This window comes from Methylobacterium sp. GC_Met_2, from assembly GCF_026540795.1.
In the GTDB taxonomy this organism is placed as follows: domain Bacteria; phylum Pseudomonadota; class Alphaproteobacteria; order Rhizobiales; family Beijerinckiaceae; genus Methylobacterium.
Genome location: NZ_JALNUM010000031.1, coordinates 42,138 through 53,960 on the forward strand (window position 1 = coordinate 42,138; position 11,823 = coordinate 53,960).

Annotated in this window: 11 protein-coding genes; 6 read left to right on the forward strand and 5 right to left on the reverse strand. The window is 67.9% G+C overall.

The annotated features are described in order from the left end of the window. Window positions 1–4: 4 nt before the first annotated feature. The gene (locus tag OXS49_RS13190) at window positions 5–889 is read right to left on the reverse strand and encodes a fumarylacetoacetate hydrolase family protein (RefSeq protein WP_244000873.1); all 885 of its coding nucleotides are present in this window, start codon (window positions 887–889) and stop codon (window positions 5–7) included. Window positions 890–1,306: 417 nt separating this feature from the next. On the opposite strand from OXS49_RS13190, the gene OXS49_RS13195 reads away from it, so the two are divergent. Then, complete coding sequence (locus OXS49_RS13195) at window positions 1,307–2,620, forward strand: porin (protein ID WP_267424733.1); 1,314 nt, start codon at window positions 1,307–1,309, stop codon at window positions 2,618–2,620. Between the two features lie 166 nt (window positions 2,621–2,786). On the opposite strand, the gene phaC is transcribed toward OXS49_RS13195, so the two are convergent. Further along, window positions 2,787–4,568, reverse strand: a complete 1,782-nt coding sequence (gene phaC / locus OXS49_RS13200; protein WP_267424748.1) for a class I poly(R)-hydroxyalkanoic acid synthase — start codon at window positions 4,566–4,568, stop codon at window positions 2,787–2,789. Window positions 4,569–4,786: 218 nt separating this feature from the next. On the opposite strand from phaC, the gene OXS49_RS13205 reads away from it, so the two are divergent. After that, complete coding sequence (locus OXS49_RS13205; RefSeq protein WP_267424735.1) at window positions 4,787–5,185, forward strand: hypothetical protein; 399 nt, start codon at window positions 4,787–4,789, stop codon at window positions 5,183–5,185. A 112-nt stretch (window positions 5,186–5,297) separates the two neighbouring features. Beyond that, window positions 5,298–6,515 (forward strand): LL-diaminopimelate aminotransferase, encoded by a 1,218-nt coding sequence (locus tag OXS49_RS13210; protein ID WP_244000869.1) that lies wholly within the window; start codon window positions 5,298–5,300, stop codon window positions 6,513–6,515. Between the two features lie 67 nt (window positions 6,516–6,582). Here OXS49_RS13210 and OXS49_RS13215 read toward each other — a convergent pair whose 3' ends face one another. Beyond that, window positions 6,583–6,990 (reverse strand): hypothetical protein, encoded by a 408-nt coding sequence (locus OXS49_RS13215; RefSeq protein ID WP_244000867.1) that lies wholly within the window; start codon window positions 6,988–6,990, stop codon window positions 6,583–6,585. Between the two features lie 418 nt (window positions 6,991–7,408). Here OXS49_RS13215 and OXS49_RS13220 point away from each other — a divergent pair, with 418 nt between their 5' ends. After that, entirely contained in the window at window positions 7,409–7,621 is a 213-nt protein-coding gene (locus tag OXS49_RS13220; protein ID WP_267424737.1) for a hypothetical protein, read from the forward strand. Between the two features lie 111 nt (window positions 7,622–7,732). Next, on the forward strand, window positions 7,733–8,092 hold the full coding sequence (locus OXS49_RS13225; protein ID WP_244000865.1) for a hypothetical protein: 360 nt from the start codon (window positions 7,733–7,735) through the stop codon (window positions 8,090–8,092). A 24-nt stretch (window positions 8,093–8,116) separates the two neighbouring features. Here OXS49_RS13225 and OXS49_RS13230 read toward each other — a convergent pair whose 3' ends face one another. Further along, complete coding sequence (locus tag OXS49_RS13230) at window positions 8,117–8,455, reverse strand: DUF3140 domain-containing protein (RefSeq protein ID WP_267424740.1); 339 nt, start codon at window positions 8,453–8,455, stop codon at window positions 8,117–8,119. Window positions 8,456–8,643: 188 nt separating this feature from the next. Here OXS49_RS13230 and prfB point away from each other — a divergent pair. Continuing rightward, window positions 8,644–9,772 (forward strand): peptide chain release factor 2 gene (gene prfB, locus OXS49_RS13235; protein WP_244000861.1). Its coding sequence is split into 2 segments (ribosomal slippage): window positions 8,644–8,712 and window positions 8,714–9,772, totalling 1,128 coding nucleotides; the frame shifts between segments, so codons are not numbered across the junction. A 384-nt stretch (window positions 9,773–10,156) separates the two neighbouring features. Here the strand turns inward: prfB and OXS49_RS13240 are convergent. Then, complete coding sequence (locus OXS49_RS13240) at window positions 10,157–11,758, reverse strand: gamma-glutamyltransferase family protein (protein WP_267424743.1); 1,602 nt, start codon at window positions 11,756–11,758, stop codon at window positions 10,157–10,159. Window positions 11,759–11,823 lie beyond the last annotated feature (65 nt).

Consider the following 11,823-nt stretch of genomic DNA (forward strand, 5'->3'; position numbering starts at 1 on the left):
CGGCTCAGTCGGTCGGCTCACCGGCCGAGACCTTGGCGGTCCAGTCGTCGAAGGCGATGACGGTCTGGCGCTGCTCGCCCAGCCGCTCGATGCGCAGAACCATCTCGTCGCCGGCCTTCAGGTAGTGCGGCGGCTTCATGCCGAGGCCGACGCCCGGCGGCGTGCCGGTGGTGATCACGTCGCCGGGCTCCAGCAGCATGAAGTGCGACGTGTAGGCGACGAGCTGGGGCACGTCGAAGATCATGGTCGCGGTCGAGCCGGTCTGCCGGCGCTCGCCGTTCACGTCGAGGCTCATGGCGAGGTTCTTGAGGTCCGGGATCTCGTCCAGCGTCACCAGCCAGGGGCCCAGCGGCCCGAAGGTCGGCGCGCTCTTGCCCTTGGTCCAGGTCGGGCCGCGGTTCATCTGCCAGTCGCGCTCGGAGACGTCGTTGCAGATGCAGGCGCCCGCCACGTAGTTCAGCGCCTCGTTGGCGTGGACGTAGCTGGCGCGCCGGCCGATCACCACGGCGAGTTCCACCTCCCAATCGGTGCAGGACGAGCCCTTGGGCAGGATCACCGCGTCGTTCGGGCCGCACAGGCTCGATGGCGCCTTGTTGAAGATGATCGGCTCCGCGGGGATCGGCGAGCCCGTCTCGGCAGCGTGGTCGGCGAAGTTCAGGCCGATCGCCACCACGTTGCGGGTGCCGCCCACGCAGGGGCCGAGCCGCACGTCCGGCGGCAGCTTCGGCAGGGTCTCGGGATCCAGAGCCCGCAGCCGCGCGAGCGATTCGGGGGACAGCGCCGGTCCGGCAATATCGCGGACGATGCCCGAGAGGTCGCGCAGGCCCCCGTTTGCGTCCACGAGGCCGGGCTTCTCGTCGCCGCTCGGACCGTGCCGGAAGAGCTTCATCGCCGCGCTCCTGAATTCCTGCCCCTGGAACCGGTCTCCGCCGGCCGCCGGGACCATGGCCGGGCGCCGGTCCAGGCGCAAGCGCCAACGCTGCGGAGCGGGGGCCGCGCACGTGTTGCTGTTGAGCAACGTGCTGGCGGAAAAGTGCATATCTACCAGTTTATTGATCTATTGTTCCTGCTGGCGCCTGTGCGGCGGAACTCAGGATAGGATCTCGGAAAAACAGTCATCCCCGCAATATCTGCAGCATCCTGGAGCATACTTTAGGTATGTCGGCGTGCTTCGCCTTCGTGCAGGAATGACCGATTGTCGTTGCGGTTTTGCCCTCGGAATTGGCACCATGAGCGAAGCGGTGCCGCATAACGAGTCACGAACACTCGACGGTGCCCGACAGGGTCGAAGGGCTTGGGGGACGAGATGGGCGGGACGGTGCGCGCGGCGATGCTCGCGGCGACAGCGATGGTCCTCGGCGCCGGGGCGGCGCATGCGGGCGCGTTCGGGATCCGGGAGCAGAGCACCGAGGCGCAGGGGCTCGCCTGGGCCGGCGCAGCGGCGGGTTCGGGCGGCGTCTCCTCGATCTTCTGGAATCCCGCGACGATCACGATGAACCCGGGCTTCGTCGCGGAGCAGAATCTTACCTATATCGGCTTGTCCTCCACGATCCGGCCGGATATCGGCACCAATCCGGGATTGGCCCGCCTCGGCGGTTCCGGCGATATCGGCCAGGGTGCGGTCGTGCCGGCGGGGGCGACCTCCTACCAGCTCAACGACCGCCTCTGGCTCGGCCTGTCGACCGGGGCGCCCTTCGGCCTCGTGACCAAGCCGCGGCAGGTCTGGGCCGGTGAGGTCTACGGACGCTCGTCGCGGATCTTCTCGCTCGCCTTCAACCCGGTGATCGGCTTCAAGGTCAACGAGTGGCTGTCCGTCGCCGCCGGTCCGAACATCGAGTATTTCCGCCTGACCCTGCGGCAGGCGCTGCCGATCCCCGGCATCCAGCCGACCGTCTATCCGAGTTCCTTCCTCAAGGGCGAGTCCTGGGGCGCGGGCTTCACCGCGGGCGCCACGATCACGCCGCGCGACGGGACCGTGCTGGGCATCGGCTACCGCTCCTCGGTGCACCACGACATCGACGGCTCGATCGGCGTGCCCCTCGTCGCCCTGGCCCGCGCCGCCGGTCAGGTCCGCGCCAAGCTGAACACCCCCGACAAGCTGAGCGTCGGCCTGACCCAGGCGATCTCGCCGGTGGCGCGGGTCAACCTCGGCTTCGAGTGGGACAACTGGTCGAGGCTCGGCAATATCGGCATCGTCTCGAAGACGCTCGGCCTACCGGTCAATTCGCTGCCGCTGAACTACAAGGACGGCTACACCTACTCGATCGGCGCCGAGTACGATGCCGCGCCGAACCTGACGCTGCGCACCGGCTTCGCCTACGAGACCTCGCCGATCGACTTCTCCAACCGCTCGGTGCGCCTGCCCGATGGCGACCGCTACAACGTCTCGGTCGGCGCAAGCTATCGGTGGAACGAGAAGCTGACCCTCAACGCCGCCTACTCGCACTTCTTCCTCGACCGGTCGCGGATCCTGGCCGGCATCGGGCGCGACTACAATGTCGGCAACATCGCCTTCGCGGGCGTGGTCGATTCGAGCGCCGACATCGTCTCGGTGGGCTTCCGCTACGTGTTCGGCGCCCCGCCGGCGCCGGCGCCCGCGCCGCTGGTGCGGAAGTACTGAGGCGCCCGCTCAACTGTTTCGCTGCGCTCGGCCTGGCGAGCGTAGCGCTGCCATTCCGTGCGACGGGTCGCGTGCAGATCTTGGGCTGTCTTGAGTCCCCGTGCGTCGTCCGGGACGACAAGGCGGGTCCATGGCCGATCCCGATCTGTTTCGGGGGGCGGTGGGTTCAGGCGCGCATCCGCACGTAGGTCCCCGGGGCCGGACCCAGGGATTGCAGCGCATCACCGCCGGGCTTGCGGGCCGGGACCCGTTCGGGGGCCTGGGACTCGATCCACTGGAACCAGTAGGGCCACCACGAGCCCTTGGTTTCCACCGCGGCCGCGATCCAGGATTCCAGCGTCCCCTTCACCGGTCCGCCGGTCCAGTAGCCGTATTTCGGCTTCGCCGGGTGATTGACCACCCCCGCGATGTGGCCGGAGCCCGCGAGCACGAAATCGACCTTGCCGCCGAAAACCTTCGAGCCCTCGAACACCGAGAGCGCCGGGGCGATGTGGTCCTCGCGCGTGGCGAGGTTGAAGATCGGGATCTGCACCTTCTTCAGGTCCAGCCGGACGTTGCCCAGCACCATCCGGCCCTGCGCCAGCGTGTTGTTCAGATAGCAGTTGCGCAGGTAGAACGAATGGTTCGCCGCCGGCATCCGGGTCGCGTCGGAGTTCCAGTACAGCAGGTCGAAGGCCGTGGGCGCCTTGCCCTTGATGTAGTTGTTCACGATGTACGGCCAGATCAGATCGTTCGGCCGGAGCATGTTGAAGGCGTTCGCCATCTGGGTACCCTCCAGGTAGCCCTGCTGCTCCATGCGGGCCTCGATCTGGCGGATCTGGTCCTCGTCGGCAAAAACCTTCAGGTCGCCCGCATGGGTGAAGTCGACCTGGGTGGTCAGCAGCGTCGCGCTCTTGATCCGCCGGTTACCGGTGGCCGCCTGCATGGCGAGCGTGACGGACAGCAGCGTGCCGCCGACGCAGTAGCCGGCGGCCGTTACCTCGCTCTCGCCGGTGGCGACGCCGATCGCGTCGATCGCCGCCTCGATCCCCTCCCGCATGTAGGATTCGAAGTCCTTGTCGGCGTGGCGCGCATCCGGGTTCACCCACGAGATGCAGAACACCGTCAGTCCCTGGTCGACCATCCACTTGAAGAAGCTCTTCTGGGGATTGAGATCGAGAATGTAGAACTTGTTGATCCAGGGGGGCACCATCAGGAACGGGCGCCGCAGGACGGTCTCGGTGGTGGGGCTGTACTGGATCAGCTCGATCAGGTCGTTGCGGAACACCACCTCACCGGGGGTGACCGCCACGTTCTTGCCGACCTCGAAGCCGCTGGGATCGGTCTGGCGCACGCGCAACTGCCCGCCGCCGGCTTCCAGATCCTCCTCGTACATCTTCAGGCCGCGGACGAGATTGGCGCCATTCTCCTGCAGGGTGTGGCGGATCAATTCCGGGTTGGTCGGCAGGAAGTTCGAGGGCGAGAGCATGCTGGTGAACTGGCGCAGGTAGAACTGCGCCTTGTGGCGCGTATGCGCGTCCAGCCCATCGGCCTCCTCGACCAGCCCCTCGGCCCAGCGGGTGCCGATCAGGTAGGCCTGCTTGAGGAAGTCGAAATACGGGTTCGTGGACCAATCGGCGTGCGCGAAACGCGCGTCCCGCGGCTCGGGGAGCGCCACGGGATCGGCCGGCTGGCCTTGCAGGCGCAAGTAGGTCGAGCCCCAAAGATTCAAGAAGGCCTGGGACAGGCGGGCCTGGGCCTCGGCGCTCTTGTTCGGGTCGGCGAGCCAAGCCTCGGCCACCTGCTGGAGGACCTTGGCGGCCTCGTTCATGTCCCCGCCGGGGGCGCCGGCCTGGGCTTCGGGTTGAAGCAGACGGCCGACATTGCGGCCCATCGCTTCCATGAACTGTCCGGCGTTGCGCGACAGCGCCTCGAAGTCCGGCAAGGCCGGGCTGACGTCGGTGGGCATCGCGCCGCTGGTCGGCGATTTCGGAGGGGCGGTCCGGTCCGGCGCCTGAGGGCTGGTCAAACGTGCCTCCCTGTGGGTTTATCCGTCGACCCGCGCAGGGGCCGCGTTTCCGACAAAATAAAGAGCGAGCCAGAGTTTTCGCCAGTGCGCTCACGAACGCGATCGAAACATCCCGCCGATCTTCTCATGCCCGCGCGTCTTCTCATGGACATGTGACTATGGATCGACCCTCTTTGAACCCCGGATCCTGCCTCCGTGATCCCGGCCGGCACCCGGCATTTATCCGCGCGTCGATTCTCGCACTCCTCGCCGGATCGCTGGCCGCCTGCTCGGGCGACGTCGTGCGCTCGCTCGCCTCCGATGCGGGCTACGGGCCACGGGTCGTCGCGACGCCGGACTTCGTGGCCGAAACCCGCAGCAAGGCCGTGCCGGACTACATGCCTGTCGGCGTCGACGCGCCGAAGCGCCCGATCCGGGCGAAGTCCGTCACCGGCCAGAAGGAATTGGAAGCCGAGCTGGAGAGCGCTCGCGGCCGCAACGTGGCGCGCGGCCGTGCCGCCGCGAGCGCCGGCCAGGGTGCGGCCGCCACGATCAAGCCGGCGCCCCCGCCTCCGTAAGAGCCGCGGTTTTGTGGGTCGGCGGCGGCGCTCAAGTCTGCTACAGTCTTTGGTTCGCGCGACCGGCACAAATGAGAGACGCCAGCTCCGGGGCGCGCCGATGGACAGGCCCATGACCGACTTTCACCGCATCAAACGATTGCCGCCTTACGTCTTCGAGCAGGTCAACCGGATCAAGGCCGCCGCCCGCGCGCAGGGCGCCGACATCATCGACCTCGGCATGGGCAACCCCGATCTCGACGCTCCCAAGCACGTCATCGCCAAGCTGTGCGAGACCGCCGGACGCCCGCGCACCGACCGCTATTCCGCCTCCAAGGGCATCGCCGGGCTCCGCAAGGCCCAGGCCGGCTACTATCAGCGCCGCTTCGGCGTGAACCTGAACCCCGACACGCAGGTCGTGGCGACGCTCGGCTCCAAGGAAGGCTTCGCCAACATGGCCCAGGCGATCACCGCCCCGGGCGATGTCGTGCTGGTGCCGAACCCGAGCTACCCGATCCACGCCTTCGGCTTCCTGATGGCGGGCGGCGTGATCCGTTCCGTGCCGGCCGAGCCGACCCCGGCGATGTTCCCGCTGCTGGAGCGGGCCATGCGCCACTCCATCCCGAAGCCGGTCGCCCTGGTGGTGTGCTACCCGTCGAACCCCACCGCCTACGTGGCGAACCTCGATTTCTACACGGACCTCGTGGCCTTCGCGAAGCGGCACGAGTTGATCCTGCTGTCGGACCTCGCCTACGCGGAGGTCTATTTCGACGGCAATCCGCCGCCCTCCGTCCTGCAGGTGCCGGGCGCGATCGACTGCACGGTGGAGTTCACCTCGCTGTCGAAGACTTACTCGATGGCTGGCTGGCGCATGGGCTTCGCGGTCGGCAACGAACGGCTTCTGGCGGCGCTCACCCGGGTGAAGTCCTACCTCGATTACGGCGCCTTCACGCCGATCCAGGTCGCCGCCACCGCAGCCCTCAACGGGCCGGACGATTGCATCAACGAGATGCGCAGCATCTACCGGAAGCGCCGCGACGCGTTGGTGGAATCCTTCGGCAAGGCCGGATGGACCATCCCGTCGCCCGCCGCCTCGATGTTCGCCTGGGTGCCGATCCCCGAGCGCTACCGGGAGATGGGCAGCCTCGAATTCTCGAAGCTGCTGCTGGAGAAGTCCGATGTGGCGGTCGCGCCCGGCATCGGCTTCGGCGAGTTCGGCGACGAATACGTGCGCATCGCGCTCGTCGAGAACGAGCAGCGTATCCGCCAGGCCGCCCGCAACGTGCGTCGGTTCTTCGACGGCACCGACAAGACCCTGCACAACGTCGTGCCGATGGTGCGGGCCGGGTAAGGCCGACCCGCCGCGAACCAGCCGGCGCCGCGCCCCTCGCGGTGCGAAGCTCGGGCCCGGTGGTGACTTACGCTGTGCCGCCGGATGCTCGGAGTTGTACCGTACGCCTGTTCGCGGGGTGCGGCGCCAGCGTCTCGGCCGCCCGGACCCTGCGGGCGAGGTCGTGGATCGACGCCCCGGCCTGCCCGAAGCCGCCGGCCGTGCCAAGCTGCGCCGCCGGTGCGGTCGTCCGCGCGGTCAGGATGCCGGTCCGGTCCGTGATGGAGTCGAGCAGGGCGCGCCTGCTCGCCGGGTCCGAAGGCCGCGCCGTCGCCGTATCGCGCCGGGCCGCCCACATTTCGGCCAAGCCATCCGCAATAACCTGGGCCGCGACTGCGATCTCACCCTCGAAACTTGTGGAGGGAACGGTTTTGGCACGGCCGACTGCCGAAGACTTGAACCCGTCAGCCATCAACGATGCGAGGGACGATCTCATGGCGGTTGTTCCAGGCTGGTTTGCGTCGGGACACGGCCAGATCCTAGGTCAGGATGGTTAAGAAAGAGCAAAGCGCTGATTTTAATCCTGATTTATGCCCTTTTATTCTCAGAGATCTGACCAAAAGATCATAAATTTTATTTCTGCTGTGCCTATCGAAGCAAGTTTCCTTCCGATACGTTCTTCAATAGCCAGAAACTGTGCTGTTGAGCTCGGCCCTGCCGTGGTCTCGGCCTCACGAAACAGGACGCAGACGCGGTTCGATGCCCGCATCCCGTTCCCCGGTTGCGCCCGCCCTGATTGTTGCCGCGGCGCGACAGGCTCCGCCAAAGGTGCTGCCGTCCAGCTCCGGCGCTTGTCAGGGCGGATTGCGATGGCCAGGGTCAGGGGAGGGGTCCCCCCGCGTCCCGAGAGAAGCATGCGCCGCCTGAATCTGATCGCCGCCCTGCTGCTCGCCGCCGCGGCCTCGGCCTGTGCGCCGAACCCGATCATCGCCCGCGATCCGATCCCGGCGCCGGGCCCGACGGATGTCTACGCCTGTGATTCGAAGCCGTTGCCGGTCAACGCCTTCATCTCGGATTGCAAGCCGGTTCCGGCGAGCCCGCAGGTGATCCTGCGCGCCCGGGGTTGATCCGGCCGACCATTCGCTAACCGGTCGGGTCGGAAGAGCCGGACAATCGGGCCGCGATCAGCTAGACTGTTCGTGAGTTGCCGGCCGAGCCGGCCTGTGACGGAGCATCGCGTGAGCACCAAGACCCTGATCGCCGCCGGCCTTCTCGCTCTCGTGGCGGGGCAGGGCGCCTCAGCCTCCGACGCAGCCTACGCGCCAGGGCCGTATCGCGGGCCATCCTACGTGTTCACGGCACCGAACGGACCGACGGTCCTGGACACCGAGGGCTGCTGCAAGGTGGTCGTACCGCCGGGCCGCCCCGATCTCGCCCAGCCCGCGATCCCCGTGGTCGAGGTGATGAACGGTGGTGGCTTCGGCTACACCGGGTTTGACTATTACAACGACCAGATCACCGAGGGCCGGTTCGGGGCGCGCAAGCGGCCGAAGGAATATGTGATCGCCCCGTCCTACGTCGTCCCGCCGCGTTACTGAGCTGCAGGCTCCCGCGGCAGGGCCTCAATCCTTGTGTGGATCGTGGCTCCAGTTCATCAGCGATAGCCGCCAGGGCGAGTCGGGGTCCTTCCGGGCCGCGCCGCCTTGCTTGAGATGGCGATGGACGTAGCCCACGACCTTGCGCATGGCGGCGTAGTCGTCGTCCGTCAGGTCGGCCTTCTTCGTGTCCTTGATCGCCAGGATGCGCCGGCCCATCTCGTGGCCGGTCGATTCATCGCCGTCCTTCTTCTGGCCGACCTCCTGGCTGGCATCGCTGTCGAGGTGTTTCTTCAGCGCCGCAGGCGTCATGTTGACCGCTTCGTTGAAGTCCTTCCAGGTCTCGGCGTGGTCGGCCTCTGCCATTGATCCGCTCCTTCGTCTGCCCCGTCAGGTGTCAACACCAACGCGTCCGGGGCCGGAGGGGTCGCTCCCGTCCCTGCGGTCGGCCGCCGCACGGAGGGCCCATACGGCGGCGTGGTGGCGTTTACAGGCCGGCCCCCGGCGGGTATCACCCCGGCCCGACCAGCCTCCCACGTTTTCCGAAGAACCAGATGCGCGCCGAGATCGAGCAAGCCTCGGATGCCGCCAAGCAGTCTATAGGGCTGCTGAGGAGGCATCTTTGACTGGGATACAGTCGATAAACGCCTCGCGGAGCTGAACGCAGCTTCCGAGAACCCCGACCTCTGGAACGATGCCGAGGCCGCCCAGAACGTCATGCGCGAGCGTCAGCAGCTCGACGAGGCCGTCACGGCGATCAAGAAGCTGGAGCGCGATCTTGAGGACGGCGCCACGCTGATCGAACTCGGCGAGATGGAGGGTGACGAATCCTCGATCCGCGAGGGCGAGGCCACGATCCTGGCCGTCGAGAAGGAGGCCGCGAGCCGGCAGGTCGAGACCCTGCTGTCCGGCGAGGCCGACGGGTTCGACACCTATCTCGAAGTCCATGCCGGGGCCGGCGGCACCGAGAGCCAGGACTGGGCCAACATGCTTCAGCGCATGTATGCCCGCTGGGCCGAGCGCCGAAAGTACAAGGTCGAGGTCGTCGAGATGACCGACGGCGAAGAGGCCGGGATCAAGGGCGCCACGCTCCTGATCAAGGGCCACAACGCCTATGGCTGGCTCAAGACCGAGTCCGGCGTGCACCGTCTGGTTCGGATCTCGCCCTACGATTCCAGTGCCCGGCGGCACACCAGCTTCGCCAGCGTCTGGGTCTATCCGGTGATCGACGACCGAATCGAGATCGAGATCAAGGAATCCGACTGCCGGATCGACACCTACCGATCGTCCGGCGCCGGCGGCCAGCACGTCAACACCACCGACTCGGCGGTGCGCATCACCCACAATCCCACCGGGATCGTGGTGGCGTGCCAGCAGGAGCGCTCGCAGCACAAGAACCGGGCGACCGCCTGGAACATGCTGCGGGCCCGGCTGTACGAGGCCGAGCTGAAGAAGCGCGAGGAGAAGGCCAGCGCCGAGGCCGCCTCCAAGACCGATATCGGCTGGGGCCACCAGATCCGGTCCTATGTGCTGCAGCCGTATCAGCTGGTGAAGGATCTGCGCACCGGCACGCAGTCCACGGATCCGGACGAGGTGCTCGACGGCGACATCGACCCGTTCATGGAAGCCTCGCTCGCCCAGCGGGTCTTCGGCGGTATGGAAGCGGTCGAGGATATCGACTGATCGGTCGGCGGTTCCGCTGCTCTCCCTCTCCCGCAGAGCTGGCGGATTCACACATCGGGTTGGGGATCATCGTGCAGTTGCCAAGTGGGGCGGCTCGGCTGGCACATGCGCCCTCCCTCCCCCCTTTGCGGGGGAGGGTGGCCCCTGCGTCAGCAGGGGTCGGGTCGGGACGAAGTCCCGCGAGAGGGGAGCGCGGTGTCCGGATCTGGCGCAGCCTTCATGGAGGCCGGCGTTCAATCCTGCACCGTCGCTCCCCTCTCCCGACCCCCTTTCGGGGGCCACCCTCCCCCGCAAAGGGGGGGAGGGAGAGGCGCGGAGCCGCTTTCGCCTCTCCATGGGAGATGTGTGCATCCGCAAGCCCGCAGTGGGGGGGCGTCGCGCCCTTCAATACCCCAGCGCCGCCCCATCCTTGCGCGGGTCCGAGCCGGCGGCCAGCGTGCCGGCCTTGCGGTCGATCCAGATGACCTGACCGCCCCCGAGCGGCAGCGGCGCCCGGATCGCCGGATGGCCGCGTTCCCTCAGCCCCGCCATCACGGCGTCGGAGATTCCGCCCTCAACCTCCAAGGTTCCGCCATAGGCGAAGCTGCGGGGGGCATCGAGGGCTTCCTGCACGTCGAGGCCCCGGTCGAGGAGGCCGGACAGCAGCTCGACATGGCCCATGGCCTGGTAATGGCCGCCCATGACGCCGAACGGCGCGACCGCCTGCCCGTCCTTCATCAGCATGCCGGGGATGATCGTGTGCATCGGCCGCTTGCCCGGCCCGACGCTGTTCGGGTGGCCGCCCTCGGTGCGGAACGACAGGCCGCGGTTGTGCAACAGCACGCCGCTCTCGGGTGCCAGGATCCCGGAGCCGAAGCCCTGGAAGATCGAGTTGATCAGCGACAGCGCGTTGCCGTCCCGGTCGACGATGCAGAGGTAGACCGTGTCCTTGTGGGCGCGGCCCTCGGCGATCTCCCGGGCGATCTCGGGATAGATCTCCGGCTCGCGGGCCCGGCCCATGTCGATCGCCCCGTGGGCGGCGGCCTTCCAGGCATCGGAGAGCAGGTGCTCGATCGGAACCTGCGCGAGGGCGGCGTCGCCGAACAGCACGTCGCGGTGGTGGTAGCCCTGCTTGCACACCTCGGCGAACAGGTGAAGCCGGTCGAGGTCCGAGAGCGAACCGACATCGTAGTGGGACAGCACGTTGAGCATCATCAGCGCGGCCAGCCCCTGGCCGGCGGGCGGGCACTCGTACACGTCGTAGCCGCGGTAGCGGGTCGAGACCGGCACGACCACGTCGGGCCGGGCGGCGGCGAAGTCGTCCAGGGTGTGCAGGCCGCCGAGAGCGTTGAGCCGGCTCACCATGTCCTCGGCCACGGGCCCGGTATAGAAGGCGCGCGCGCCGTCCTCAGCGATGCGCCGGAGCGTGGCTGCGAGCTTCGGCAGGCGCAGGACGCTGCCGATCGCCGGCACCTGTCCGCCGGGCAGGTAGGTTTCTGCGGCGTGGGGATCGGCGGCCACCCGCTCGGCGCCCCGCTGCCAGTCCCAGCCCACCCGCTGCTGGACGACGAACCCATCCGCCGCGTAGCGGATCGCCGGCTGGAGCAGCTCGCCGAGGGACCGGGTGCCGTGTTCGCGCACCATCAGCTCCCAGGCCGCGACGGCGCCCGGCACCGTGACGGCGTGCGGCGAGGTCGGGGTGATCGTGACGCCGTGCTCGGCGTACCAGTCGGGCGTGGCGGCGGCGGGCGCCCGGCCCGAACCGTCGAGGGCGATGGGCTTCGTGGCGCCCGCGGGAGCGTAGAGGGCGAAGCAGTCGCCGCCGATGCCGGTCATCAGCGGATCGACCACGCATTGCACGGCCACCGCCGCGATGCCGGCATCGACGGCGTTGCCGCCGGCGCGCAGGACTTCAATCGCGGCGAGCGTCGAGAGTGGGTGCGAGGTCGCGACGGCGGCGTTGGCGGCGTAGACCGGGGACCGGCCGGGGGCGGAGAAGTCTCTCACGGGATGTCCTGTCGTTTCAAAGGCGTCCAACGTTTCCCCTCCCCACAAGGGCTAACGGATCCACA

What these genes read in the sequence shown, in the direction of transcription:
- OXS49_RS13210 (WP_244000869.1), top strand. Translation starts at nt 5,298, where the DNA reads ATGACCGACTTTCACCGCATCAAACGATTGCCGCCTTACGTCTTCGAG.
- OXS49_RS13195 (WP_267424733.1), top strand. Translation starts at nt 1,307, where the DNA reads ATGGGCGGGACGGTGCGCGCGGCGATGCTCGCGGCGACAGCGATGGTC.
- phaC (WP_267424748.1), bottom strand. Translation starts at nt 4,568, where the DNA reads ATGCCCACCGACGTCAGCCCGGCCTTGCCGGACTTCGAGGCGCTGTCG.
- OXS49_RS13230 (WP_267424740.1), bottom strand. Translation starts at nt 8,455, where the DNA reads ATGGCAGAGGCCGACCACGCCGAGACCTGGAAGGACTTCAACGAAGCG.
- OXS49_RS13190 (WP_244000873.1), bottom strand. Translation starts at nt 889, where the DNA reads ATGAAGCTCTTCCGGCACGGTCCGAGCGGCGACGAGAAGCCCGGCCTC.
- OXS49_RS13220 (WP_267424737.1), top strand. Translation starts at nt 7,409, where the DNA reads ATGCGCCGCCTGAATCTGATCGCCGCCCTGCTGCTCGCCGCCGCGGCC.
- OXS49_RS13205 (WP_267424735.1), top strand. Translation starts at nt 4,787, where the DNA reads ATGGATCGACCCTCTTTGAACCCCGGATCCTGCCTCCGTGATCCCGGC.
- OXS49_RS13215 (WP_244000867.1), bottom strand. Translation starts at nt 6,990, where the DNA reads ATGAGATCGTCCCTCGCATCGTTGATGGCTGACGGGTTCAAGTCTTCG.